The organism is Streptomyces sp. R35 (genome assembly GCF_041053035.1).
GTDB classification, from domain to species: Bacteria; Actinomycetota; Actinomycetes; order Streptomycetales; family Streptomycetaceae; genus Streptomyces; species Streptomyces lutosisoli.
In genome coordinates this window covers 6,902,368-6,926,367 of record NZ_CP163440.1, presented here as the reverse complement: position 1 = coordinate 6,926,367, position 24,000 = coordinate 6,902,368, and the positions used below count along the sequence as shown (strand labels likewise).

The window sequence follows — 24,000 nt, the reverse complement described above, 5'->3', positions numbered from 1 at the left end:
CTCCGCCCCAGACCCCGTGGGCCGGTTCGTCGGGTGCGGGTGGGTGGGGGCGCGCCTAAAAGATCGCGCAGTTCCCCGCGCCCCTTAAGGGGCGCCCCCACCCACCCGCAGCCAAAGAACCCACCGCACCCCCGGGGGTGTACAGCCGCTACGCGCGTAGATATGCTCGGCTGGTGACCATGCCCACCACTGCACCCGCTGCACACGCACTCACGGACGTGACCGCGTCCGACAGCACGCTGCGCCGCTTCCTTCACGGGCTCCCCGGCGTAGACGCGGTCGGCCTGGAGGCGCGCGCCGCCTCGCTCGGCACCCGTTCCATCAAGACCACCGCGAAGGCGTACGCCATCGACCTCGCCATCTCGATGGTCGACCTGACGACGCTGGAAGGCGCGGACACCCCGGGCAAGGTCCGGGCACTCGGCGCCAAGGCGGTCCACCCGGACCCGACCGACCGCACGACGCCCACCACGGCCGCAGTCTGTGTCTATCCCGACATGGTCGCCACCGCCAAGGCCGCCGTCGCCGGCTCCGGCGTGAAGGTCGCCTCCGTCGCCACCGCGTTCCCGGCCGGCCGCGCCGCGCTGGACGTGAAGCTGGCCGACGTGCGCGACGCCGTCGCCGCGGGCGCCGACGAGATCGACATGGTCATCGACCGCGGGGCGTTCCTCGCGGGCAACTACATGAAGGTGTACGACGAGATCGTCGCCGTGAAGCAGGCCTCCGGGGCGGCGCGCCTCAAGGTCATCTTCGAGACCGGCGAGTTGTCCACGTACGACAACATCCGGCGGGCCTCCTGGCTCGGCATGCTGGCCGGTGCGGACTTCATCAAGACCTCGACCGGAAAGGTCGCCGTCAACGCGACCCCGTCCAACACGCTCCTCATGCTGGAGGCGGTCCGCGACTTCCGCGCCCAGACCGGCATCCAGGTCGGCGTGAAGCCGGCCGGCGGCATCCGCACCACCAAGGACGCCATCAAGTTCCTGGTCGTGGTGAACGAGACGGCGGGCGAGGACTGGCTGGACAACCACTGGTTCCGCTTCGGCGCGTCCTCGCTCCTCAACGACCTGCTGATGCAGCGTCAGAAGCTGGCCACCGGCCGCTACTCCGGCCCCGACTACGTGACGGTGGACTGATCCATCATGGCTTCCGCATTTGAGTACGCACCGGCGCCCGAGTCCCGCTCCGTCGTCGACATCGCCCCCTCCTACGGGCTCTTCATCGACGGCGAGTTCACCGAGGCCGCCGACGGCAAGGTCTTCAAGACCGTCTCCCCCTCCACCGAAGAGGTCCTCTCCGAGGTCGCCCAGGCGGGCGCCGAGGACGTCGACCGTGCCGTCAAGGCCGCCCGCAAGGCCTTCGAGAAGTGGTCGGCGCTGCCCGGCTCCGAGCGCGCCAAGTACCTGTTCCGCATCGCCCGGATCATCCAGGAGCGCTCCCGCGAGCTCGCCGTCCTGGAGACCCTGGACAACGGCAAGCCCATCAAGGAGACGAGGGACGCCGACCTCCCCCTCGTAGCCGCGCACTTCTTCTACTACGCGGGCTGGGCGGACAAGCTCGACCACGCGGGCTTCGGCGCGAACCCGCGGCCGCTGGGCGTCGCCGGCCAGGTCATCCCCTGGAACTTCCCCCTGCTGATGCTGGCGTGGAAGATCGCCCCGGCCCTGGCCACCGGCAACACGGTCGTCCTCAAGCCCGCCGAGACGACCCCCCTCTCCGCCCTGTTCTTCGCGGACATCTGCCGCCAGGCCGGCCTCCCCAAGGGCGTCGTCAACATCCTTCCGGGATACGGCGACACGGGCGCCGCGCTCGTCGAGCACCCCGACGTCAACAAGGTGGCGTTCACCGGCTCCACCGCCGTCGGCAAGGCGATCGCCCGCCAGGTCGCGGGCACGCACAAGAAGGTCACCCTCGAACTCGGCGGCAAGGGCGCGAACATCGTCTTCGACGACGCCCCCATCGACCAGGCGGTGGAGGGGATCGTCACCGGGATCTTCTTCAACCAGGGCCAGGTCTGCTGCGCGGGCAGCCGCCTCCTCGTACAGGAGTCGATCCACGACGAGTTGCTGGACTCGCTCAAGCGGCGGCTCTCGACCCTGCGCCTCGGCGACCCGCTCGACAAGAACACGGACATCGGCGCGATCAACTCCGCCGAGCAGCTGTCCCGTATCACCTCGCTCGTCGAGGCGGGCGAGGCCGAGGGCGCCGAGCGCTGGTCCCCGGCCTGCGAACTCCCCTCCTCCGGCTACTGGTTCGCCCCGACGCTCTTCACGAACGTCACCCAGGCGCACACCATCGCCCGCGACGAGATCTTCGGCCCGGTGCTGTCCGTCCTCACCTTCCGCACCCCGGACGAGGCCGTCGCCAAGGCCAACAACAGCCAGTACGGCCTGTCCGCCGGCATCTGGACCGAGAAGGGCTCCCGGATCCTGGCCGTCGCGAGCAAGCTCCGCGCGGGCGTCATCTGGTCCAACACGTTCAACAAGTTCGACCCGACCTCGCCGTTCGGCGGTTACAAGGAGTCGGGCTTCGGCCGCGAGGGCGGTCGCCACGGCCTGGAGGCGTACCTCGATGTCTGAGCAGAATCGTCTGAGCGTCTTCAAGACCTACAAGCTGTACGTCGGGGGCAAGTTCCCCCGCAGCGAGAGCGGCCGGGTGTACGAGGTGACGGACTCCAAGGGCAAGTGGCTGGCCAACGCGCCCCTCTCCTCCCGCAAGGACGCCCGTGACGCGGTGGTCGCCGCCCGCAAGGCGTTCGGCGGCTGGTCCGGCGCGACGGCGTACAACCGCGGCCAGATCCTCTACCGCGTCGCCGAGATGCTGGAGGGCCGCAAGGACCAGTTCGTACGGGAGGTCGCCGACGCCGAGGGGCTGTCGAAGTCCAAGGCCGGCGCTGTCGTCGACGCGGCGATCGACCGCTGGGTCTGGTACGCGGGCTGGACCGACAAGATCGCCCAGGTCGTGGGCGGCGGCAATCCGGTGGCGGGCCCGTTCTTCAACCTGTCCTCCCCGGAGCCGACGGGCGTCGTCACCGTCCTCGCCCCTCAGGAGTCGTCGTTCCTGGGTCTGGTCTCGGTGATCGCCCCCGTGATCGCCACCGGCAACACGGTGATCGTGATCGCGAGCGAGAAGTCCCCGCTCCCGGCGCTGTCGCTGGGCGAGGTGCTGGCGACCTCCGACCTGCCCGGTGGAGTCGTCAACGTCCTCTCGGGCAAGACCGCCGAGATCGCGGCACCCCTCGCCGCACACCAGGACGTCAACGCGATCGACCTCGCCGGCGCCGACGACGTGCTGGCGAAGGAGCTGGAGATCGCGGCGGCCGACAACCTGAAGCGCGTTCTTCGTCCACAGCCTGTGGATTATTCGGAGACCCCCGGCATCGAGCGCCTCACGGCCTTCCTTGAGACGAAGACGGTCTGGCACCCGACGGGTTCCCTGGGCGCTTCCGGGTCGTCCTACTGAGGTTTCGGGGCCCCGATCAGTGTCCCCGGGGCCCCGTTCACGGGAGAGCCGCGCTTCCCCTCCGTCCAGGGGGAGCGCGGCTCTCTCATGTCACCGCCCGGTTCAGTGCAGCAGCCCCGCCGCCTGCCCCAGCACCGGGATGCTGCCCACCGACGGCGCCTGCGCCAGCGGACCCGTCAGGGCCTGCGAGGTGAGCGGCTTGAAGTCGGCGAGCTGGGTGCCGACGCCGTTGTCGAGCGGGTCGACCCCGGTGCCCGCCAGCGGATTGGGCTTGAGGGCCTCGATGGGACCGGTGACGTAACCCACTGTGCCGGTGAGGGCCTGGAGGCCCGCCTGCGGGTCGATGTTGCCCATCGAGGTGGGCCGGGTGCGCATGACGTCCAGGACGGGGTCCGTGTCCGCGACGGCCGGAGCGGCCGTGGCCGCACCGGCAGCGACCACACCGACCGCGGCGGCGATGCGCGCGGTCGTGCGGGCCATGGTGGTCAGCTGGGCTGCGTGTCGCGCCATCAGGTTTTCCTCTTCGGAGTCTTCGGGGAGCGGAGGGCAACTGGAGTGACACGCAGAGTAGTTGAACCGGCCCGACTTCAGGGCCGTTCGGGCGGCGGATTCGCCTGTGCGGGTCAACAGACATATCAGCGCCAGTCGCGGACAGATCAGCGCCGGCGGACCGCGTGGCCCCAGGGCAGGTCCCGAAGGAGGGGATAATGTCCTGGACGCGTCCGATGAGTGGCGAAACCTGGTCGATTCACAGAAGGTACAGAGAATTGGGTTCCCATCCCCCGATACCCACCCGCGTGGTGCTGCTCTGCGGCCCCTCCGGCTCTGGAAAGTCCCTTCTCGCGGCCGATTCCGGGCTGCCCGTGCTCCGCCTCGACGACTTCTACAAGGAGGGCACGGACCCGACGCTGCCGCAGGTGGAGGGCAGCGCGGACATCGACTGGGACCACCCGCTGTCCTGGGACGCCGACACGGCGGTCGCCGCGATCGAGGAGCTGTGCCGTACGGGGCGTACGACCATCCCCGTGTACGACATCTCGCTGAGCGCCCGTACCGGCACGGAGTCGCTGCGCATCGAGCGGACCCCGCTGTTCATCGCGGAGGGCATCTTCGCCGCCGAGATCGTCGAGCGCTGCCGCGAGTTGGGGGTGCTGGCCGACGCGCTGTGTCTGTCGCGCGGCCCGGTCACCACGTTCCGCCGCCGCTTCCTGCGGGATCTGAAGGAGGGCCGCAAGTCGGTGCCCTTCCTGCTGCGCCGCGGCTGGCGACTGATGCGCGCCGAGCGCTCCATCGTGGCCCGTCAGGCCTCCCTGGGCGCCCACCCCTGCGACAAGGACGAGGCCCTGGGCCGCCTGACCGCAGCGGCCGCCGGACGCCGCGCGGCTCCGCGCACCACGGCGGCGTAGCCGGGTAGGCAGACAACGAGAAAGGTCCAGGCGGACCCCCCGTCCGCCTGGACCTTTCTCGTTTCCCCCGTGCTCCCCCAAGGTCCCCCGTGACCCCGTTGGTTCCCCCCGGTACTGCTCCCCCGTATTAGCGGTACTGCCGGTACTGCCTGTACTGCATTCCCCTTGTTGCCCCGTTCCCCCCAGACCTTCAGGCGACAAGCTCCCCGAAGGACTCCTCCTCGTCACGTCCGAAGCTGAGGACCTCGTCCTCGCGCATCCGGCGCAACGACCGCCAGATGCTCGACTTCACCGTGCCGACACTGATGTCGAGGATCTCCGCGATCTCCGGGTCGGTGCGGCCCTCGTAGTAACGAAGGACCAGCATCGTGCGCTGGAGTTCGGGCAGCCGGGCGAGCGCCTGCCACAGCACGGCGCGCAGCTCGGTGCCGCGCATCGCGTCCGTGTCACCGGGCGTCTCCGGCAGTTCCTCGGTCGGGTACTCGTTCAGCTTGCGGCGGCGCCACGCGCTGATGTGCAGATTGGTCATGGTGCGGCGGAGGTAGCCCCCGACCGCGGCCTTGTCGCTGATCCGGTCCCACGCCTTGTACGTCGAGAACAGCGCGCTCTGCAGCAGGTCTTCGGCCTCGAAGCGGTCACCGGTCAGGTGGTAGGCGGTTGCGTACAGGGAGGCGCGGCGCTCCTGGACGTAGGCGGTGAACTCCGCCTCCGACACCGAGCGACGCTCCCCCGTGACCTCCCCGTACGCGGCTCCCCCGTGAGCCCGGTCCCCCGTACCGTTTTCCCCCGTGTGTGCGTCAACCACCGTCATGTACGCGGTGTGCTGACGCCCGGCGCCGCGAGCGCACCCCCGCCCGCTCACGGCACCGGACTTCTCCGTGCCCCGGGTGACGTCGTGGAGCCGCGTGACAACTGCAACTGCGCTAGTGCTGGTGCTGTGCAGCGTGTTCATCTCGCGCCCCCCGTCGTGGAGTCCCGGTTCTTCGGTTCGTTCTGCGTGCTGTGCTTGTTCTGCTTGTTCCGCGGTGCTTCCTTGCTTGTGTCGAAAAGCTTGCCTGGGCCACTTCATGGCCGTGTCCGCCGACTGTCACAGACCTGTCACAGGGCCCATCCGCGGGCGCGCCACAGCACGATCACAGAGAAGAGCGATACGACTACGCAGATGACCACTCGGGGCCCCACTTCCGTGCGGGAGGGGCCCTCCTTCTGTGCGAGAGATGGGTGGGAGCGCTCCAACGGTCGATACCCGGCCATGACATGGGCCAGAATGACGTCCGTGCCTTCCCTGTTGCTGATCGAGGACGACGACGCCATCCGGACGGCCCTGGAGCTCTCACTGACGCGCCAGGGACACCGCGTGGCCACCGCTGCCACCGGTGAGGACGGTCTGAAGCTGTTGCGCGAGCAGCGGCCCGATCTGATCGTCCTCGACGTGATGCTGCCCGGCATCGACGGATTCGAGGTGTGCCGGCGCATCCGGCGCACCGACCAGCTGCCGATCATTCTGCTGACCGCGCGCAGCGACGACATCGACGTCGTGGTCGGGCTCGAGTCCGGCGCCGACGACTATGTCGTCAAGCCCGTGCAGGGCCGGGTGCTCGACGCCCGGATCCGTGCCGTGCTGCGGCGCGGTGAGCGCGAGGCGAACGACTCGGCGACGTTCGGCTCGCTGGTCATCGACCGTGCCGCGATGACGGTCACCAAGAACGGCGAGGATCTGCAACTGACACCCACCGAGCTGCGGTTGCTCCTGGAGCTGAGCCGCCGGCCCGGACAGGCGCTGTCCCGCCAGCAGTTGCTGCGTCTGGTGTGGGAGCACGACTACCTCGGCGACTCGCGTCTGGTCGACGCCTGTGTGCAGCGCCTGCGCGCGAAGGTCGAGGACGTGCCGTCCTCGCCCACCCTGATCCGCACGGTGCGCGGCGTCGGCTACCGGCTGGACAATCCTCAGTGACCAAACCGCACGACAAGCTCCGCGGCTGGGCCGCGGCGCGCAAGGCGATCCTGTCCGGTCTGCGCTTCACCAGCCTGCGGCTGCGGCTGGTCGTGGTGTTCGGCCTCGTCGCCCTCACGGCCGCCGTCTCGGCGTCGGGCATCGCGTACTGGCTCAACCGCGAGGCCGTGCTGACGCGTACGCAGGACGCGGTGCTGCGCGACTTCCAGCAGGAGATGCGCAACCACGCGAGCATGCTGCCGGAGAATCCCGCGCAGGACGAACTCCAGCGCACGGCCGGTCAGATGGCCAACAGCAGCCAGCGCTTCAGCGTGCTCCTGGTCGCCCAGGACCCCAACGGCAAGACCGTCGTCGGCAACTCCGCGCTGGACACCTTCACGCTGGAGGACGTACCCAAGTCCCTCCAGAAGGCGGTGAACAGGAAGCAGCCGCTCACCTCCAACAACAAGTCGGCGTACCACCTGTACTGGCAGCGGATCACCGACCACGACAAGCCGTACCTGGTGGGCGGCGCGAAGGTGATCGGCGGCACGACGACCGGTTACATGCTCAAGTCCCTGGAGCCGGAGGCCAAAGACCTCAACTCCCTTGCCTGGTCACTCGGTATCGCGACCGGCCTCGCCCTGATCGGCTCGGCGCTGCTCGCGCAGGCCGCCGCGACCACGGTCCTCAAGCCGGTCCACCGCCTCGGCATCGCGGCCCGCCGCCTCGGCGAGGGCAAGCTGGACACCCGGCTGCGGGTATCGGGTACGGACGAACTCGCCGACCTCTCCCGTACGTTCAACCACACGGCGGAGGCCCTCGAAAAACGCGTGGCCGACATGAGCGCGAGGGACGAGGCATCCCGTCGCTTCGTCGCCGACATGTCGCACGAACTCCGTACGCCACTGACCGCGATCACCGCCGTGACGGAGATCCTGGAAGAGGAACTGGACGCGGAGACCGGCAGCGTCGACCCGATGATCGAGCCGGCCGTACGCCTGGTCGTCAGCGAGACCCGCCGCCTCAACGACCTGGTCGAGAACCTGATGGAGGTCACCCGCTTCGACGCGGGCACCGCCCGTCTCGTCCTCGACGACGTGGACATCGCCGACCAGATCACCGCATGCATCGACGCTCGCGCCTGGCTGGACGCGGTGGACCTGGACGCCGAGCGCGGCGTCATGGTGCGCCTCGACCCGCGCCGCCTGGACGTGATCCTGGCGAACCTGATCGGCAACGCGCTCAAGCACGGCGGTTCGCCGGTACGGGTCTCGGTGCGCCAGGAGGCCGACGCCCTGGTCATCGAGGTCCAGGACCACGGTCCCGGCATCCCCGAGGACGTCCTCCCGCACGTCTTCGACCGCTTCTACAAGGCGAGCGCGTCCCGCCCCCGCTCCGAGGGCAGCGGCCTCGGCCTGTCCATCGCCCTGGAGAACGCGCACATCCACGGCGGCGAGATCACGGCGGCCAACACGCCGAAGGGGGGCGCGGTCTTCACGCTGCGGCTGCCTCAGGACGCGTCGGAACTGATCGCCGACGACGCGCGCGACGAGAACGGGAACGGGAACTGCACGGGGGGCACCGCCGGATGACCATCGCACGACCTCTCCGTCCACGGGGTGTACGGCCCTGGCTGGCCGTCCCGCTGCTCGCCGTGCTGCTCGCGGGCTGCGGCATCCGTTCCACCCAGGTACCGACGGACTTCGGCCCGGCGCCCTCCCTCGTCCCCTGCGCCCTCTCGGGCCCGGACATCTCCACCCAGTCCTCCCGGGGCGTTCCCGTCCAGGTCTTCCTGCTGTGTTCCGCGCAGCTCGTGACCGTCGACCGCTCGGTGCGTATTCCGGACGGTACGGCGGAGGCGGCGCGGCGGGTTCTGGTGGCTCAGGGGCTTCTCGACGAGCTCGCCGAGACGCCCTCCGCCACGGAGCGGCAGGGTGGGTACACGACGAACGTGCGTGGCGGCATGACGGTCAGCGGGCCCAGCGACAAGGACCCCGAGGACACCCTCCGGCTGAGCACCCCGCCCGAGAACCTCACGTCCGCCGCCCTGGCCCAGATCATCTGCACCTTCTCCGACTCTGCCGCGGCCCGCGACGACGGCTCCGTCATCCTCGGCGGCCCCGCCCCGTCCCCCCTCCGCAGCTACGAGTGCACCCCCGAGGTCCGCTCCGCCCCTGCCACGAAGTCCCCGCCATCGACGTCGGTGGACGGCTCGTAGCCTTTTTCGCCCCCGCCGCCCCTACCCGTCCCATCCCAGGGGCTCTGCCCCTTCGACCCCGTGGGTTGTGTTTCGGCTGCGGGCCGGTGGGAGCCGTTCGCGCAGTTCCCCGCGCCCCTTTTAGGGGCGCGGGGAACTGCGCAATCTTTTAGCGGGGGTCTGGGGGCGCAGCCCCCAGGGATGGGACGGGTAGGGGCGGCGGGGGCGAAGAACGCTGTCAGTGGGCCAGGGCCGGGTTGCGGCGGGACTGGGCTCGGGCCGCGTGGGAGCCGAACACCGTGATGGACACGACGCCGAGGACCGCGAGCAGACCGAGCGTCACCGTGCCCGCCCAGCCCCCCGAGTGGAACGCCACCGCCCCGAGCGTGCTGCCGGCACTGGACCCGACGTAGTACGCCGACTGATACAGCGCCGACGCCTGCGCCCGCCCCTCCTGCGCCGTGTGACTCACCGAGGAAGAAGCGACCGCGTGCCCCGCGAAGAAGCCCGCGGTGATCAGGACCAGACCGAGCAGGACCAGGATCAGCGAATCGGCCAGCGAGAGCAGCAGGCCCGAGGTCGTCGTGCCGCCCGCCAGGTAGAGGGAGCCGCGGCGGCCCAGACGGGCGACCAGCCGGCCCGCCGTCGACGCCGACACCGTACCGACGAGATAGACCAGGAAGACCGAGCCGATGATGCCCTGGGGAAGTGAGAACGGAGCCTCGGTCAGCCGGTAGCCGATGACCGTGTAGACCCCGCCGAACACCATCATGAACAGCGCACCGATCGCGTACAGCCGGCACAGCAGCGGATTCGCGAGGTGGCCGCGGACCGTCCGGGCCAGCACCCGCGGCCGCAGCGAGCCCGGCGTGAAGTGCCGGGGCGCCGGGAGGAGAAGCCGGAAGGCCACCGCGCAAGCCACCGCGATCAGCCCGATCGTGCCGAGGGCCACCCGCCAGCCCCACTCCTGCGCGACCCAGCCGGTGATGACCCGACCGCTCATCCCGCCGACGCTGTTGCCCGCGACGAAGAGACCGATCGCCGTGATCAGGGCCTTGGGGCGGACCTCCTCCGCCAGATACGCCGTCGCCGACGCCGGAAGCCCGGCCAGCGCCGCGCCCTGCACCGCCCGCAGCGCGACCAGCGCGCCGATCGACGGGGCGAAGGGGACCAGCAGACCGACGGTCACGGCGATCACCAGGGACGCCGTCATCAACGTACGCCGTCCGAAACGCTCCGACAGCGCGCTCATCGGGAGGACGAAGAGCGCCAGCGCACCCGTCGCGGCCGACACCGTCCAGCTCGCCTCGCTCGCGCTGACCCCGAAGTCCGAGGAAACGAGCGGCAGGAGGGCCTGCGTGGAGTAAAGAAGCGCGAAGGTCGCGACACCCGCGAGGAAGAGGGCGAAACTCATCCGGCGGTAGCCAGGCCCGCCCGGGGTCATACGGGAGTCGGCATCGCTGATGGCGGTGGAAGCGGCGGCGGAAACGGACGGGACGGCGCCCACGGTGGTGGACGCCTCGGTACTGGCGGAAGGCATGTCTCGAACCTAAGGACCCCACCGCTCATCCGTCCAATGCATGGAATCGCCATAATCGTTCCCATGGTGCATCAGCAGAGGTCAGAAGCTCACCTGTCACCGTCCAGTGACACAGAAGACAGCGCGCGCATGTCGAGGTTGCTAGCCCCGCGCCTCGCGTACTTCGCCGGCGTCGCCCGCACCGAGCACGTCACGCGGGCCGCGCAGGAGATGCAGGTCCCGCAGTCCACGCTGTCGCGGGCCATGGTCCGCCTCGAACAGGACCTGGGCGTCGACCTGTTCGCACGCAGAGGGCGGACCGTCTCGCTCACGGCCGCGGGGCGTACGTTCCTCTCCTCCGTCGAGCGTGCCCTCGCCGAGATCGAGCGCGCCGCCGACGAGGTACGCGCCGACGCCGACCCGGCCACCGGCAAGGTCGCGTTCGGCTTTCTGCACACCATGGGTTCGGAGACCGTCCCCGGCCTGATCCGCGCCTTCCGCGCCGATCACCCCCGGGTCCGCTTCAGCCTCGTCCAGAACTACGGCGAGGCGATGCTGGAGCGGCTCCGCTCGGGCGAGTTGGACCTGTGCCTCACCTCGCCCGTGCCGGACGCACCCGACCTGGTGGGCCGCCGCCTCGACGAGCAGAAACTCCGCCTCGTCGTACCGGCCGACCACCGCCTCGCCGCCCGCAAACGCATCCGCCTGGCCGAAGCCGCCGACGAGACCTTCGTGACCCTGGAACCCGGCTACGGCATGCGCCGCATCACCGACGATCTCTGCCAGGAGGCAGGCTTCAAGCCCCGCATCGCCTTCGAGGGCGAGGAGGCCGAGACCCTACGAGGCCTCGTGGCCGCCGGCCTCGGAGTCGCCCTCCTGCCCCCGCCGGCCGTCGCCCGACCAGGAGTTGTGGAGCTCACGGTCACGGCCCCGCGAGCAGCACGCGAAATCGGCGTGGCGTGGCTGGACGGCCACCCGGACACCCCACCAGTAGCTGCCTTCAAGAGGTTCCTACTGTCCAGGAGGGGGCATCTGCTCCCGGACTGACGGTGCCAGGAGCGCCCCTTCAGGGGCGCGGGGAACTGCGCGACAAACCCCCACTCACCCGCAGACAACACACAACCTACCGACGCAAAGCTTTCCCGAACCCAGAGGCGAGCGGCATCCGCAACCCCAACGGCGGCGGAGCCGCAAGCGCATCCTCAAGCGGGCGGGACAGAGTCCTGCCAAACAACGTGCCCATCACGAAGTCCTCCGCCAGCGCATGCACTTCGCTCCGGTGCTGATACAGCCCATGTCCGTCGGAGTGAACCTCGAACCGGCAGATGTCCCGGTTCGCCTTCTTCGCCCGCGCCGCGAGCCGGAAGGACAACTCCGGGTCGGTGCGCTCGTCGTTCGTGCCGTGCACGATCAGGACCCGTCGCCCGGCCAGCTGTTTCACCGGTTCGGGTGGCGCCGCCATGTCCTCCTCGGGCAGCCAAGGGGCCAGCGCCAGTACGGAGTTGACAGCCGTGTGACCGCCCGCGCGCAGCGCCGCCCGGCCGCCCATGTCCACTCCGGCCAGGCATATCGGAACGTCTCCGTAGCGGCGTACGACCTCGTCGGCGGCCCACGACGCGTCGCGCGCCAGATGCGCCTCGCTGCCGTTCCAGCCCCGGAACCGGTAGTGCACCACGTGGGTGACCAGGCCTTCCGCGTGTCCCGCGCGGGTGAGGCGGCGCCCCAACGCGCGTACGGAGGCGGTTGCCATCATGGGGGACGGTCTTCGGGCGGAGGTCTCCTCGCCGCCCGGGAGCAGCAGAACCACTCCGTTGACCGTCGTCGGCTCCGGGCCGAGCGCCCTCCCCAGCCGGGCCCTGCGAACCGGCGTCGCTTGCTGTGCCATGACAGAACAGTGTCAGAAGCGTCGGTGTACGCCACCCGTCCGCACGGTCACCGTTACATATCGACGGATCCGTCCAACAGGAGATCTACGCGCGTAGGGCGTACAGTGCGAAAATGACGAGCCAGATCCCGAACACCCCGAGCTCGGAACAGATCCGCCGGGCACCCAAGGTCCTGCTGCACGATCACCTCGACGGGGGCCTGCGCCCCGGGACGATCGTCGAACTCGCCCAGGAAACGGGCTACTCCAGCCTCCCCGAGACAGATCCCGACAAGCTCGGCATCTGGTTCCGCGAGGCCGCGGACTCCGGTTCCCTGGAGCGGTACCTGGAGACGTTCGCCCACACCTGTGCCGTCATGCAGACCCGTGACGCCCTCGTCCGGGTCGCCGCCGAGTGCGCCGAGGACCTCGCCGAGGACGGTGTCGTCTACGCCGAGGTCCGGTACGCCCCCGAGCAGCACCTGGAAGCCGGGCTCACCCTCGAAGAGGTCGTCGAGGCGGTCAACGAGGGCTTCAGGGAAGGGGAACGGCGGGCCCGGGAGAGCGGCCACCGGATCCGGATCGGTGCACTGCTCACCGCCATGCGGCACGCGGCGCGCGCCCTGGAGATCGCGGAACTCGCCAACCGGTACCGGGACTTGGGTGTCGTCGGCTTCGACATCGCCGGTGCCGAGGCCGGCTTCCCGCCCACCCGGCACCTCGACGCGTTCGAGTACCTCAAGCGCGAGAACAACCACTTCACCATCCACGCCGGTGAGGCCTTCGGGCTGCCGTCCATCTGGCAGGCGCTCCAGTGGTGCGGCGCCGACCGGCTCGGCCACGGCGTGCGGATCATCGACGACATCCAGGTCCTCGAGGACGGCTCGGTGAAGCTCGGCCGGCTCGCCTCCTACGTGCGCGACAAGCGCATCCCGCTGGAGCTGTGCCCCAGCTCGAACCTCCAGACCGGCGCCGCCGACTCCTATGCCGCCCATCCGATCGGGCTGCTGCGGCGGCTGCATTTCCGGGCGACCGTGAATACGGATAATCGGCTCATGTCGGGGACCAGTATGAGTCGCGAATTCGAGCACCTTGTCGAGGCATTCGATTACACGCTCGACGACATGCAGTGGTTCTCGGTCAATGCTATGAAGTCAGCATTCATTCCTTTCGATGAACGACTGGCGATGATCAATGACGTCATCAAGCCTGGATATGCCGAGCTGAAGTCCGAATGGCTGTTCCAGCAGACCGCTTCCACCAGCGGCTCCATGGGGGATCACGCCTGATCGGAGGGGTCGGGAAGCGGTCGGGTCTTCACTCATTCTCCATGACTCGACCGCTTTTTGATGTTTGCGGAGGGTGGCTTTGCATGTTTACGGTTTTGGACCGCTCACCTCCCCGTCTCACGGATCCAAGGACGCATTCAAAATGAAGCAGTCTGCTGCCAAGACCCTCGGTGTCGCCGCTCTCGGTGCCGCCTTCGCCGCCGTTGGCGCGGGTGCCGCGAACGCCGCGCCGGCGGTGCCGGACACCTCCACTGCGCTGGACACCGTCACCCACACGCTGCCGGCGGAGAACGTCGCCAAGGCGCTGCCCGGTGCCGGTGAGGCGCTCGCCGCGGGCCAGGGCGCGCTCGGCACGGGTGTGGCCGCGGCCCAGCCGGCCGCCACGAAGCTGCTCGCCGACGGGCCGGCCGCGCCCGTGGCCGGGCTGCTCGGCGGGCTGCCGCTGCAGGGGCTGCCGACGCACGGTCTGCCGGTGAACGGGCTGCCGCTCGGCTGAGGCCTCTGTCCGACGAACGCCGGTGGGGCGCACCCTGGTTGGGGTGCGCCCCACCGGCGCGTTCAGCTGCGGGAGCCGGAGCCGTGCCTTACCAGGCCGTGCGGGCCTTGTCCTCGGACGGGAACAGGATCCACAGGGCTATGTACAGCAGGAACTGCGGGCCCGGGAGCAGGCAGGAGATCACGAAGATCACGCGCATCGTGGTCGCGGAGGTGCCGAAGCGCCGTGCCAGCGCTGCGCACACTCCGCCGATCATGCGGCCGTTGGTGGGGCGGGCAAGGGCGGTCATGGTGGCTCCTTCGCGAACCGTGGTTGAAGGCCGGTGAGTCCGGCTGAGTTGACTTGATCGATGCCTTCATCGCATTCGTCATCGCGTTCGTCATCGCGGTCTTCGCCGATGTCGATGTTGTCTGCGGTGTCGTCTTCGATGTCGTCTTCGATGTCTTCAACGCTACGGGGACGAAGTGGGCCAAGCGTCGCTCTACGGTGCGATCCCGACCCTGGGAATCGTCGGGGTCCGACCCTGAGCCGCGTCCTCCCGGGGGAGGGCCGCGCGGCGTCGGGTCTCGGCCCGGCGGCGTAGCCCGGCCCTGAGGGCGGGCACGATCGCCAGGTGTGCGAGGGCCACGCCGACCGTGTTGAGCAGCAGTGAGTCGACGTCCACCACCTGGCCGGGGACGCCGGTCTGCAGGAGTTCGATGCCCAGTGAGAGCAGGGCGCCCGCGGCGACCGTGCGGAGGAGGGAGCCGAGGGGGGAGGCGGCGAGCTTGCCGCCCGCCATGGGGAGCAGGACGCCCAGCGGGGCGAGGAGGCCCAGACCCTCTGCGATGCGGCGGGCCGCCTCCTGTGGGCCCAGCGCGAGGTCGGCTCTGATGCCGGCGAACGGCCGCAGGTTGGCGGCGCTCACCCAGGGGACGTCCAGGGGGCGCAGTGTGATCCAGGCGACGAGCGCGAGGTGTGCGACGAGGAGGACACCTCCTGCCACACGGACGCGGGTCACGGCGCTGCCGCCGTCTGAGCCTTGACGCTGCACGCCCCCCAAGACGCGGGCTCCGGCACGATCGGTTCCGGCTGGGAGGTTTTCGCCCCCACCGCCCCTACCCGTCCCATCCCTTCCTGGGGGCTGCGCCCCCAGACCGCCCTAAAAGATTGCGCAGTTCCCCGCGCCCCTTTTAGGGGCGCGGGGAACTGCGCGACCAGCCCCGACCCACCCGCAGTCAAAGAACCGGCCTACGGGGTCTGGGGCGGAGCCCCAGAAGGATGGGACGGGTAGGGGCGGCGGGGGCGAAGGAACTGGTCGGTGACAACCGTCTGACCTGCGGATTTTGTTACTCGGGGCGCCATTGTCAGTGGGCTGCGGTAGCTTCCGGAGTGCTGGCGTGAAGGCGGAAAGAGCCACAGGGGTGGGTTGGCTATGAGCGACGGTACGGCGACGACGACAGACCTGGATGTACGGCTGGAGAAGCACCGGGTCGAACTGACCGGGTACTGCTACCGGATGCTCGGCTCGTCCTTCGAGGCCGAGGACGCGGTGCAGGACACGATGGTCCGCGCCTGGCGCAGCTACGACAAGTTCGAGGGCCGCTCGTCCATGCGGTCCTGGCTGTACCGGATCGCGACGAACGTGTGTCTGGACATGTTGAACGCGGGAAACAAAAGGGCTCGCCCCATGGACCTCACCGCTCCCTCCCCGCTGGCCCAGGCCGCCCTCACCCCCCGCCCGGACAACACCTGGCTGGAGCCGATGCCCGACGCCCGCGTGCTGCCCACGGTCACCGACCCGGCCGAGGCGGCGGTCGCGAAGGAGTCGGTGCGCCTCGCCTTCATGGCCGCCCTGCAGCAACTGCCGCCCAAGCAGCGCGCCGTGCTCATCCTGCGCGAAGTCCTCGCCTGGAAGGCGAGCGAGGTGGCCGAGCTGCTGGGCACCTCGGTCGCGTCGGTGAACAGTGCGCTGCAGCGGGCCCGCGCCACCCTCGCGGAGAGCGACGGCACGGAGGCCGCCACCTCCGACCCGCTCGACGAGGAGCAGCAGAAGCTCCTGGAGCGCTATGTCGCCGCGTTCGAGGGGTACGACATGACGGCGCTGACCGCGCTGCTCCACGAGGACGCGATCATGACGATGCCGCCGTTCGACCTGTGGCTGCGCGGCACGGACGACATCACCGGCTTCATGACGACACTCGGCGCCGCCTGCGCGGGCTCCCGCCTGGTGCCGGTCGAGGTCAATGGTCTGCCGGGATTCGCCCAGTACAAGCCGGACGAGGAAGCGGGCGGCTACATCCCGTGGGCCGTCCAGGTGCTGGAGATCTCAAAGGGCCGCATCACCGGGTTCCACTGCTTCCTGGACACCGCCCGCTGGTTCCCGCTCTTCGGCCTGCCCCTCCGGCTCGAAGCGGAGACCGACCAGGTCCAGTAGGGCGCGCAGTGCCGGGTCCGGGTTCCGCAGGCGTATCCGGCCTCCGGCCCTCCGTGCCGCCAGCTCCAGTCTCGCCAGTACGTCGACGGCGGCGAGACCGGGCGGCCCGATCCCCGCGACATCGCAGACGACGAACCCGGCCCCGGTCGTCTCCAGCCGCGCCCGCACGTCGTCGCAGAGCCGCGGCACCTCGTCACGGGTGACGGGTCCGGGCAGTACGAGTATGTCGGGTACGTCGGGTGTCGTGGCGTCCACAGTCAGTAGACCGGCCGGGGGCGCGGAACTCATCGGGGGCGTGGCCAACGTCCGTACAGGATCACTGGTACCTCCAGAATCACCAGTCCCTCCAGGATCACCAGGATCACATTGACCTGCGCCCGGCCTTCCCGGTTGGGTTGGGTGTATGCCACACGAATCAGCACCTCCCGCGATACCTGACGGCTTCATCCGCGCCCAGGACGAGGAGGCTCCGTGCAGGGTGTGCTGACCGGATTCGCCGTCATCGCCGTCGTCATCGGGGTCGGTTACGTCATCGGGCGGCGCGGCTATCTCGGGGACAACGGGCGGGAGGTGCTGACGAAGCTCGCCTTCCATGTGGCGTCGCCCGCGCTGCTGTTCACGACGCTCGCACAGGCCGACCTGTCGGTGATCTTCTCCAGCCGGCTCCTGGTCACCGCGATGAGTACGGCCGCGGCGGCCGGGGTCTTCGTCGCGGTGGGTGTCGTACGCGGCTGGGGCGTGGGGCGGACGACGATCGGCGCGCTGTGCTCCAGTTACGTCAACTCGGGCAACCTGGGCATCCCGATCGCCGTGTATGTGCTCGGTGACGCCTCGCTGGTGGCGCCCGTGCTGCTGTTCCAGCAGATCATGGTCACGCCCATCGCCCTCACGGTCCTGGACCTGTCCACGAAGGGCGAGAGGCGCCCGCTGTGGCAGCGGCTGATTACGCCGTTGCGCAATCCCATCGCCGTCGGCTCGCTCAGCGGGGTCGCGGTGTCGGCGACCGGTCTGACCGTGCCGGGGCCGATCCTCGACCCGCTCAAGCTGATCGGGGGCATGTCGGTGCCCGCGGTGCTGCTGGCGTTCGGCATCTCGCTGTGCGGCAGCAGCCTGCCGGGGCGCGGATCCGACCGGTACCCGGTGCTGCTCTCCGTCGTGCTGAAGTCGGTGGGCCAGCCGCTGGCCGCCTGGGCGCTGGCCGTCGGCGTGTTCGGGCTGCGGGGTGCGCCCCTGCTCGACGTCGTGGTCACCTCGGCCCTGCCCGCCGCGCAGAACCTGTTCACCTACGCCTCGCGCTACCGGGTCGGCGAGACCCTGGCCCGGGAGTCGATCCTGCTGTCGACGATGCTGGCCGTGCCCGTGCTGGTGGTCATCGCTGCCGTGCTGGGCTGAACGCGTCGCCAACGCGCGAGGGACCGGCGCCGTGAAAGCGCCGGTCCCTGTCATGCGTCATGAGCCATGAGTCATGAGCCATGCGTCATGAGTCATGCGTCCTGTCCGTACGGCTCCGGATCAGGCGATCCGGTCCAGCACGATCGGGCTCGCCTTGAAGTCCGTGCCCGCGGCCGCGACGTCGTACGAACCCTCGACCGCCTGGAGGGCGTACTCGAAGCGCTCCGGGGTGTCCGTGTGGAGGGTGAGGAGGGGCTGGCCCGCCGTCACCGTGTCGCCCGGCTTGGCGTGCAGTTCGACGCCCGCTCCGGCCTGCACCGGGTCCTCCTTGCGGGCGCGTCCGGCGCCGAGGCGCCAGGCGGCGATGCCGATGTCGTACGCGTCCAGGCGGGTCAGGACACCCGACGAGGAAGCCGTCACCACGTGCTGCTCGCGCGCGGTGGGCAGTTCGGCGTCCGGGTCGCCGCCCTGCGCGGCGATCATGCGGCGCCACACGTCCATCGCGGAGCCGTCGGCGAGTGCCTTCGCCGGGTCGGCGTCCTTCACGCCCGCCGCGTCGAGCATCTCGCGCGCGAGGGCGATGGTGAGGTCGACGACGTCGGAGGGGCCGCCGCCCGCCAGCACCTCGACGGACTCCCGTACTTCGAGGGCGTTGCCGGCCGTCAGGCCCAGCGGGGTCGACATGTCGGTCAGCAGCGCGACCGTCTTCACGCCGTGGTCCGTGCCCAGGCCCACCATCGTGGAGGCCAGTTCGCGGGCGTCCTCGATGGTCTTCATGAAGGCGCCGGAGCCGACCTTCACGTCCAGGACCAGGGAGCCCGTGCCCTCGGCGATCTTCTTGGACATGATGGAGGAGGCGATCAGCGGGATCGCCTCGACCGTGCCGGTCACGTCCCGCAGCGCGTACAGCTTCTTGTCCGCGGGGGCCAGGCCGTCGCCCGCCGCGCAGATCACCGCGCCCGTGGTGTCGAGGACGTGCAGCATCTCCTCGTTCGACAGGAGCGCGCGCCAGCCGGGGATCGACTCCAGCTTGTCCAGCGTGCCGCCGGTGTGGCCGAGGCCACGGCCCGACAGCTGCGGGACCGCCGCGCCGCAGGCGGCCACGAGGGGCGCCAGCGGGAGCGTGATCTTGTCGCCGACGCCGCCCGTGGAGTGCTTGTCGGCGGTCGGGCGGGACAGGGACGAGAAGTCCATGCGCTCGCCGGAGGCGATCATGGCGGCGGTCCAGCGGGCGATCTCACGGCGGTTCATGCCGTTGAGCAGGATCGCCATGTTGAGGGCGGCCATCTGGTAGTCGGCGACCTCGCCGCGGGTGTACGCGTCGATGACCCAGTCGATCTGCTCGTCGCTGAGTTCAGCGCGGTCCCGCTTGGCGCGGATGACGGAGACAGCGTCCATGGCCATGGCTTTCCTTCCGAAAGATGAGCGGCCCCTCCCTGAACACAGTGGATCAGGAGGGGCCGCACGGCGTTACTTGGTGAGATGGTCCGGCCCGAAGGCCTGCGGCAGCATCTCGGAGAGCGGCAGGATTCCGGCCGGGGTCTCCAGGAGCAGGTCGGGGCCGCCGAACTCGAAGAGCAGCTGGCGGCAGCGCCCGCACGGGACGAGGATCTCGCCCCGTCCGTCGACGCAGGTGAAGTGCGTCAGACGGCCGCCCCCGGTGTTCTGCAGCTGGGAGACCAGGCCGCACTCGGCGCACAGCCCGAGCCCGTACGAGGCGTTCTCGACGTTGCAGCCGGAGACGGTCCGGCCGTCGTCGACGAGGGCCGCGACACCGACCGGGTACTGCGAGTAGGGGGCGTACGCGCGGGACATGGCCGCACGCGCCACCTCCCTCAGCGCCTCCCAGTCGACGGTCGCGGAACCCGCGTCGGCGGACGTCACTTGCCCTGTCCCTTCCGGTACGGCAGGCCGTCGGCCTTCGGCATCCGCAGATGCTGTGCGGACAGCGAGAGGACGAGCAGGGTCACGACGTACGGCGTGGCGCTCACGAACTGCTGCGGGACCTCGTCCGTGGTGAGGTACCAGACGAACATCAGCGCCGAGACCGCGGCCGTGATCAGCGCCGGGACGGTGCGCTTCTTCCACAGCAGGTAGGCCACGCCGAAGACCAGCAGGATCGCCAGCAGCAGGATCAGCGCGTGCACGTTGGTGGCGCCGCCGCGCAGGTTGAGGCTGTCGGTGTAGCCGAACAGGCCCGCGCCGAGGGCGAGGCCGCCCGGCATCCAGTTGCCGAAGATCATCGCGGCGAGACCGATGTAACCGCGGCCCGCGGTCTGGCCGTCCAGGTACACGTTCGACGCCACGATCGACAGGAAGGCACCGCCGAGACCGGCGAAGCCGCCCGAGATGATCACGGCGACATACTTGTACTTGTAGACGTTCACGCCGAGGGATTCGGCGGCCACCGGGTTCTCACCACAGGAGCGCAGACGCAGGCCGAAGGACGTGCGCCACAGCACCCACCAGGTGGCGGGGACCAGGGCCACCGCGACGACGGTGAGCGGCGACAGGTCGGTGACCAGTCCGCCGAGCAGACCCGCGATGTCCGAGACCAGGAACCAGTGCTTCTGGTTGAGCGTGTCGAGCCAGCTGGACAGCCCCGGGATGTCGAAGGTGCCGAGCGAATCGATCGGCGGGGACTGCTTGGAGGAGCCCTGCGGCGCGTTCTCGAAGGTGAACTTGGAGAGGTAGCGGGTGGTGCCGAGCGCCAGGATGTTGATGGCCACACCGGAGACGATGTGGTTGACGTTGAAGGTCACGGTGGCGATGGCGTGCAGGACGGCGCCCAGGGCACCGCCGATGATGCCGAAGGCGACACCGGTCCACGGGCCCCACTGGTAGCCCGCCCAGGCACCGAACCAAGTGCCGAGGATCATCATGCCCTCAAGCCCGATGTTGACGACGCCCGCGCGCTCGGACCACAGACCGCCGAGGCCCGCGAGGCCGATCGGCACCGCGAGACGCAGCGCCGTGGACATCTGTCCGGTGGAGGTGATGCCGTCGGCGCCGGTGATCAGGCGGACGATCGACGTCAGGATCAGTACACCCGCGATGATCAGCAGGAGTACCGGGAGCGAGAATCGGCGGCTGCCCTTGCCGGGCTGCTGCGCCTGCGGCTTGGCGACGGTCGCGGTGCTCATCGGGCAGCCACCTCCTTCGGGGAGTTGTTGTTGGCGGCGGCCGCGGCCAGTTCCTCACCGACCCGCTTCTGCTGTCGGCGCAGGCCCCAGACGCGTACGGCCTCGTACGAGATGACGACCGCGAAGACGATCAGGCCCTGCATGATCGTGGCGATCTCCTTGTCGTACGCCACCGGGGTCGCGTAGTCGAGGGCGGGAGACGCCTTGTCGAGGAAGGCCCACAGGAGGGCGGCGAGCGCGATGCCGCCCGGGTTGTTGCGGCCCAGCAGCGCGATGCCGATGGCGACGAAGCCGAGGCCGGCCGGGAAGCTCAGGCTGTAGGTGTGCGCGTCGCCGAGGAGCAGCGGCAGGCCCGAGAAGCCCGCGACCGCGCCGGAGATCAGCATCGCGGTGAGGATCATGCGCTTGGCGTCGACACCGGAGGCCGCGGCGGCGGACTCGGAGGCGCCGGTGGCGCGCAGGTCGAAGCCGAAGCGGGTGCGGTTGAGGGCGATCCAGAACAGGACTCCCGCGAGGATCGCGATGAAGACCATGCCGTAGAGCTCGCCGACGTCCGTGCCGAGGTTGATGCCGGGGAACCAGCCGGACTTCTTCATGATGCCGGTGGTGTTGTTGTTGCCGACCTGCTGGCCCCAGATGTTCTCGGCGGTGAGATAGCCGATGAGGCTGGTGGCGATCGCGTTGAGCATGATCGTCGAGACGACCTCGCTCACACCGCGGGTGACCTTCAGAACGCCCGCGATACCGGCCCAGAAGGCGCCGGTGGCCATCGCGACGATCATCAGCACGGGGATCTGGAGGAAGCCCGGCAGCGCGAGGTGCGCGCCGACCACCGCGGTCATCATCGCGCCGAGGCGGTACTGGCCGTCGACGCCGATGTTGAACAGGTTCATGCGGAAGCCGATGGCCACGCCGAGTGCGGCGATGTAGTACATCGACGCCTGGTTGACGATCAGCACCTGGACGTCGGAGTACGTCGCCTGCTGAAGCATCAGGGAGTACGGCTCGAACGGATTCTTCCCCGAGGCGAGCAGCACGACCGAGGTCAGTGCGATCGCCGCGACGAGGGCGATGACCGGGCCGGCCACCGCGAGGAGCACCCGCTCCTTGTCGAACTTCTTCATCGGGCCTCGTCCTCCGGGGCGGCGCTTTCCGCTACGTGCTCCAGGTGTCCGGAGGCGGCGCCGGTCATGGCCGAGCCGAGTTCCTCCGGGGTGATGGTCGCCGGGTCGGCGTCCGCCACGAGCCTGCCGTTGTAGATCACCCGGAGGGTGTCCGACAGGCCGATCAGCTCGTCCAGGTCGGCCGAGATCAGCAGAACGGCCAGGCCTTCGCGGCGGGCCTCGCGGATCTGGTCCCAGATCGCGGCCTGCGCGCCGACGTCCACACCGCGGGTGGGGTGGGCGGCGATCAGGAAGCGCGGCTTGTGGCTCATCTCGCGGCCGACGATCAGCTTCTGCTGGTTGCCGCCGGACAGGGAGGCGGCGGTGACGTCGATGCCGGGCGTGCGGACGTCGTACTGCTCGACGATCCGGCGCGTGTCCTCCTGGGCGCCCTTGATGTCGAGCCAGACGCCCTTCGCGTTGGGCTTCTCGGTGACGTGACCGAGGATGCGGTTCTCCCAGAGCGGGGCTTCCAGCAGCAGGCCGTGGCGGTGGCGGTCCTCGGGGATGTAGCCGATGCCCTGCTCGCGGCGCTTGCGGGTGGCCCAGCCGGTGATCTCCTCGCCGAGGAAGGAGATGGAGCCGGAGTCGGCGCGCTTGAGACCGATCAGCGCGTCGATGAGTTCGGTCTGGCCGTTGCCCTCGACGCCGGCGATGCCCATGACCTCGCCCGCGTGGATGGTGAAGGTGACGTCGTCGAGGACGCGCTTCACGGTGGCGGCGGTCTCGGCCGTGGTCTCCGTGAGCAGACCGGTGGATGACGGCTCGTCGAACTCGCCGAGGGAGGCGCCGCCGCTCGCGTAGGCGGTGAGGGCCTCGACCTGGATGACGGGCTTGTCCGTGACCGTCGACTCGGCGGTCTCCGGGGTGGGCAGTTCGCTGCCGACCATCATCTCGGCGAGCTGACGCGGGGTGGTCTTGGAGGGGACGGCCGTACCCACCGTCGTACCGCGTCGGATGACCGTGATCTCGTCGGCGACCGACAGGACCTCGCCCAGCTTGTGCGAGATGAAGATGACGGCGAGGCCCTCGGACTTGAGCTCGCGCAGGTTGTCGAAGAGTGCGTCGACCTCCTGCGGTACGAGTACGGCCGTGGGCTCGTCCAGGATCAGGGTGCGGGCGCCGCGGAAGAGGACCTTGAGGATCTCCACGCGCTGACGCTCGGCGACACCGAGGTTCTCGACCAGGACGTCCGGGCGGACGTTCAGCCCGTACCGGTCGGAGATCTCCTTGATCTTCTTCCGGGCGCCGCCACCGATGCCGTGCAGCTTCTCGCTGCCGAGCACCACGTTCTCCAGCACCGTGAGGTTGTCCGCGAGCATGAAGTGCTGGTGGACCATGCCGATGCCGCGCACGATGGCGTCGCCGGGCGAGGAGAAGGTGACCTGCTCGCCTTCGATGACGATCGTGCCCTCGTCCGGCTTCTGCATGCCGTAGAGGATCTTCATCAGCGTCGACTTGCCCGCACCGTTCTCGCCGACGAGGGCGTGGACGGTGCCTTTCCGGACACTGAGGTGGATGTCGTGGTTGGCCACCACACCGGGGAAACGCTTGGTGATCCCCGCCAGCTCGACCGCGGTCGACTGCGCGGTGAGCGGAGGGCTGCTGGACGCGTCGATGGCGCACTCTCCTTGGAAAAGGGGCCTATCTACGCGCGTAGCGCCCCTGCTTTAAATAGTGCTCGGCCCGACCGAGGCTGATCCGCCTCGATCCGATC

General features: G+C 69.6%; 24 protein-coding genes. 12 read left to right on the top strand and 12 right to left on the bottom strand.

The annotated features are described in order from the left end of the window. Window positions 1-173 precede the first annotated feature (173 nt). From deoC to AB5J50_RS31540, 3 genes are read left to right on the top strand one after another with little or no spacing between them, the layout of a single operon-like run. A complete protein-coding gene (deoC, locus tag AB5J50_RS31550) occupies window positions 174-1,136 on the top strand; it encodes a deoxyribose-phosphate aldolase (protein ID WP_327431217.1) in 963 nt (320 codons plus the stop codon). Between the two features lie 6 nt (window positions 1,137-1,142). Then, the gene (locus AB5J50_RS31545) at window positions 1,143-2,579 is read left to right on the top strand and encodes an aldehyde dehydrogenase family protein (RefSeq protein WP_369261534.1); all 1,437 of its coding nucleotides are present in this window, start codon (window positions 1,143-1,145) and stop codon (window positions 2,577-2,579) included. Beyond that, window positions 2,572-3,462 carry an aldehyde dehydrogenase gene (locus AB5J50_RS31540; RefSeq protein ID WP_369261533.1) on the top strand — a complete coding sequence of 297 codons (891 nt, stop codon included), beginning with the start codon at window positions 2,572-2,574 and terminating at the stop codon, window positions 3,460-3,462. The genes AB5J50_RS31545 and AB5J50_RS31540 overlap by 8 nt, the downstream gene beginning before the upstream one ends. Window positions 3,463-3,564: 102 nt before the next feature. On the opposite strand, the gene AB5J50_RS31535 is transcribed toward AB5J50_RS31540, so the two are convergent. After that, a complete protein-coding gene (locus AB5J50_RS31535; protein ID WP_327431214.1) occupies window positions 3,565-3,972 on the bottom strand; it encodes a hypothetical protein in 408 nt (135 codons plus the stop codon). Window positions 3,973-4,229: 257 nt separating this feature from the next. Here AB5J50_RS31535 and AB5J50_RS31530 point away from each other — a divergent pair, with 257 nt between their 5' ends. Further along, window positions 4,230-4,868: a uridine kinase gene (locus AB5J50_RS31530; protein ID WP_327431213.1), complete on the top strand. Its 639-nt coding sequence runs from the start codon at window positions 4,230-4,232 to the stop codon at window positions 4,866-4,868. Window positions 4,869-5,058: 190 nt separating this feature from the next. Here AB5J50_RS31530 and AB5J50_RS31525 read toward each other — a convergent pair whose 3' ends face one another. Then, the gene (locus tag AB5J50_RS31525; RefSeq protein ID WP_369261532.1) at window positions 5,059-5,820 is read right to left on the bottom strand and encodes a SigE family RNA polymerase sigma factor; all 762 of its coding nucleotides are present in this window, start codon (window positions 5,818-5,820) and stop codon (window positions 5,059-5,061) included. 324 nt (window positions 5,821-6,144) lie between these two features. Between AB5J50_RS31525 and afsQ1 the strand changes: the two genes are divergently transcribed. From afsQ1 to AB5J50_RS31510, 3 genes are read left to right on the top strand one after another with little or no spacing between them, the layout of a single operon-like run. Beyond that, entirely contained in the window at window positions 6,145-6,822 is a 678-nt protein-coding gene (gene afsQ1 / locus AB5J50_RS31520) for a two-component system response regulator AfsQ1 (RefSeq protein ID WP_099505496.1), read from the top strand. Further along, entirely contained in the window at window positions 6,819-8,396 is a 1,578-nt protein-coding gene (locus AB5J50_RS31515; RefSeq protein WP_369261530.1) for an ATP-binding protein, read from the top strand. Before afsQ1 ends, AB5J50_RS31515 begins: the two co-directional genes overlap by 4 nt. Further along, complete coding sequence (locus tag AB5J50_RS31510; RefSeq protein WP_369261529.1) at window positions 8,393-9,022, top strand: hypothetical protein; 630 nt, start codon at window positions 8,393-8,395, stop codon at window positions 9,020-9,022. The genes AB5J50_RS31515 and AB5J50_RS31510 overlap by 4 nt, the downstream gene beginning before the upstream one ends. A gap of 217 nt (window positions 9,023-9,239) precedes the next feature. On the opposite strand, the gene AB5J50_RS31505 is transcribed toward AB5J50_RS31510, so the two are convergent. Then, window positions 9,240-10,541, bottom strand: coding sequence for an MFS transporter (locus tag AB5J50_RS31505; RefSeq protein WP_369261528.1), 1,302 nt, complete (start codon window positions 10,539-10,541; stop codon window positions 9,240-9,242). Window positions 10,542-10,604: 63 nt separating this feature from the next. On the opposite strand from AB5J50_RS31505, the gene AB5J50_RS31500 reads away from it, so the two are divergent. Next, a complete protein-coding gene (locus tag AB5J50_RS31500; protein WP_369261526.1) occupies window positions 10,605-11,567 on the top strand; it encodes a LysR substrate-binding domain-containing protein in 963 nt (320 codons plus the stop codon). Between the two features lie 76 nt (window positions 11,568-11,643). Here the strand turns inward: AB5J50_RS31500 and AB5J50_RS31495 are convergent, their stop codons facing one another. Beyond that, complete coding sequence (locus AB5J50_RS31495) at window positions 11,644-12,405, bottom strand: alpha/beta hydrolase family protein (RefSeq protein WP_369261524.1); 762 nt, start codon at window positions 12,403-12,405, stop codon at window positions 11,644-11,646. A 113-nt stretch (window positions 12,406-12,518) separates the two neighbouring features. Here AB5J50_RS31495 and AB5J50_RS31490 point away from each other — a divergent pair, with 113 nt between their 5' ends. Next, window positions 12,519-13,673 carry an adenosine deaminase gene (locus tag AB5J50_RS31490; RefSeq protein ID WP_369261522.1) on the top strand — a complete coding sequence of 385 codons (1,155 nt, stop codon included), beginning with the start codon at window positions 12,519-12,521 and terminating at the stop codon, window positions 13,671-13,673. 142 nt (window positions 13,674-13,815) lie between these two features. Beyond that, the gene (locus AB5J50_RS31485) at window positions 13,816-14,169 is read left to right on the top strand and encodes an ATP-binding protein (protein WP_369261521.1); all 354 of its coding nucleotides are present in this window, start codon (window positions 13,816-13,818) and stop codon (window positions 14,167-14,169) included. 88 nt (window positions 14,170-14,257) lie between these two features. Here AB5J50_RS31485 and AB5J50_RS31480 read toward each other — a convergent pair whose 3' ends face one another. Beyond that, window positions 14,258-14,458, bottom strand: coding sequence for a PspC domain-containing protein (locus AB5J50_RS31480; protein ID WP_327431204.1), 201 nt, complete (start codon window positions 14,456-14,458; stop codon window positions 14,258-14,260). A gap of 192 nt (window positions 14,459-14,650) precedes the next feature. Continuing rightward, window positions 14,651-15,202, bottom strand: coding sequence for a VanZ family protein (locus AB5J50_RS31475; RefSeq protein WP_327431203.1), 552 nt, complete (start codon window positions 15,200-15,202; stop codon window positions 14,651-14,653). 381 nt (window positions 15,203-15,583) lie between these two features. Here AB5J50_RS31475 and AB5J50_RS31470 point away from each other — a divergent pair, with 381 nt between their 5' ends. After that, window positions 15,584-16,585 (top strand): sigma-70 family RNA polymerase sigma factor, encoded by a 1,002-nt coding sequence (locus tag AB5J50_RS31470; protein WP_369261520.1) that lies wholly within the window; start codon window positions 15,584-15,586, stop codon window positions 16,583-16,585. Here the strand turns inward: AB5J50_RS31470 and AB5J50_RS31465 are convergent. Beyond that, window positions 16,478-16,873 carry an STAS domain-containing protein gene (locus tag AB5J50_RS31465; RefSeq protein WP_369261519.1) on the bottom strand — a complete coding sequence of 132 codons (396 nt, stop codon included), beginning with the start codon at window positions 16,871-16,873 and terminating at the stop codon, window positions 16,478-16,480. The two genes, AB5J50_RS31470 and AB5J50_RS31465, sit on opposite strands and share 108 nt — an antisense overlap. Before the next feature lie 183 nt (window positions 16,874-17,056). Here AB5J50_RS31465 and AB5J50_RS31460 point away from each other — a divergent pair, with 183 nt between their 5' ends. Then, complete coding sequence (locus AB5J50_RS31460; protein ID WP_330306896.1) at window positions 17,057-17,977, top strand: AEC family transporter; 921 nt, start codon at window positions 17,057-17,059, stop codon at window positions 17,975-17,977. A 120-nt stretch (window positions 17,978-18,097) separates the two neighbouring features. Here the strand turns inward: AB5J50_RS31460 and AB5J50_RS31455 are convergent, their stop codons facing one another. The 5 genes from AB5J50_RS31455 to AB5J50_RS31435 all read right to left on the bottom strand — a co-directional run bounded on the left by AB5J50_RS31455 (window position 18,098) and on the right by AB5J50_RS31435 (window position 23,902). Beyond that, on the bottom strand, window positions 18,098-19,381 hold the full coding sequence (locus AB5J50_RS31455; protein ID WP_327431198.1) for a thymidine phosphorylase: 1,284 nt from the start codon (window positions 19,379-19,381) through the stop codon (window positions 18,098-18,100). A gap of 66 nt (window positions 19,382-19,447) precedes the next feature. Beyond that, window positions 19,448-19,861, bottom strand: coding sequence for a cytidine deaminase (locus AB5J50_RS31450; RefSeq protein WP_369261518.1), 414 nt, complete (start codon window positions 19,859-19,861; stop codon window positions 19,448-19,450). After that, entirely contained in the window at window positions 19,858-21,120 is a 1,263-nt protein-coding gene (locus AB5J50_RS31445) for an ABC transporter permease (RefSeq protein WP_369261517.1), read from the bottom strand. The genes AB5J50_RS31450 and AB5J50_RS31445 overlap by 4 nt, the downstream gene beginning before the upstream one ends. Then, on the bottom strand, window positions 21,117-22,244 hold the full coding sequence (locus tag AB5J50_RS31440) for an ABC transporter permease (RefSeq protein ID WP_327431195.1): 1,128 nt from the start codon (window positions 22,242-22,244) through the stop codon (window positions 21,117-21,119). Before AB5J50_RS31440 ends, AB5J50_RS31445 begins: the two co-directional genes overlap by 4 nt. Beyond that, window positions 22,241-23,902, bottom strand: coding sequence for an ABC transporter ATP-binding protein (locus AB5J50_RS31435; RefSeq protein ID WP_369265568.1), 1,662 nt, complete (start codon window positions 23,900-23,902; stop codon window positions 22,241-22,243). The genes AB5J50_RS31440 and AB5J50_RS31435 overlap by 4 nt, the downstream gene beginning before the upstream one ends. Between the last annotated feature and the right edge of the window lie 98 nt (window positions 23,903-24,000).

Bases quoted from the DNA above. Each gene is read 5' to 3' on its own strand.
- AB5J50_RS31485 (WP_369261521.1), top strand. From the start codon at position 13,816: ATGAAGCAGTCTGCTGCCAAGACCCTCGGTGTCGCCGCTCTCGGTGCC.
- AB5J50_RS31470 (WP_369261520.1), top strand. From the start codon at position 15,584: ATGAGCGACGGTACGGCGACGACGACAGACCTGGATGTACGGCTGGAG.
- AB5J50_RS31500 (WP_369261526.1), top strand. From the start codon at position 10,605: ATGGTGCATCAGCAGAGGTCAGAAGCTCACCTGTCACCGTCCAGTGAC.
- AB5J50_RS31495 (WP_369261524.1), bottom strand. From the start codon at position 12,405: ATGGCACAGCAAGCGACGCCGGTTCGCAGGGCCCGGCTGGGGAGGGCG.
- AB5J50_RS31440 (WP_327431195.1), bottom strand. From the start codon at position 22,244: ATGAAGAAGTTCGACAAGGAGCGGGTGCTCCTCGCGGTGGCCGGCCCG.
- AB5J50_RS31445 (WP_369261517.1), bottom strand. From the start codon at position 21,120: ATGAGCACCGCGACCGTCGCCAAGCCGCAGGCGCAGCAGCCCGGCAAG.
- AB5J50_RS31525 (WP_369261532.1), bottom strand. From the start codon at position 5,820: ATGAACACGCTGCACAGCACCAGCACTAGCGCAGTTGCAGTTGTCACG.
- AB5J50_RS31510 (WP_369261529.1), top strand. From the start codon at position 8,393: ATGACCATCGCACGACCTCTCCGTCCACGGGGTGTACGGCCCTGGCTG.
- AB5J50_RS31540 (WP_369261533.1), top strand. From the start codon at position 2,572: ATGTCTGAGCAGAATCGTCTGAGCGTCTTCAAGACCTACAAGCTGTAC.
- AB5J50_RS31490 (WP_369261522.1), top strand. From the start codon at position 12,519: ATGACGAGCCAGATCCCGAACACCCCGAGCTCGGAACAGATCCGCCGG.
- AB5J50_RS31465 (WP_369261519.1), bottom strand. From the start codon at position 16,873: ATGAGTTCCGCGCCCCCGGCCGGTCTACTGACTGTGGACGCCACGACA.
- AB5J50_RS31480 (WP_327431204.1), bottom strand. From the start codon at position 14,458: ATGACCGCCCTTGCCCGCCCCACCAACGGCCGCATGATCGGCGGAGTG.
- AB5J50_RS31505 (WP_369261528.1), bottom strand. From the start codon at position 10,541: ATGCCTTCCGCCAGTACCGAGGCGTCCACCACCGTGGGCGCCGTCCCG.
- AB5J50_RS31455 (WP_327431198.1), bottom strand. From the start codon at position 19,381: ATGGCCATGGACGCTGTCTCCGTCATCCGCGCCAAGCGGGACCGCGCT.
- AB5J50_RS31545 (WP_369261534.1), top strand. From the start codon at position 1,143: ATGGCTTCCGCATTTGAGTACGCACCGGCGCCCGAGTCCCGCTCCGTC.
- AB5J50_RS31535 (WP_327431214.1), bottom strand. From the start codon at position 3,972: ATGGCGCGACACGCAGCCCAGCTGACCACCATGGCCCGCACGACCGCG.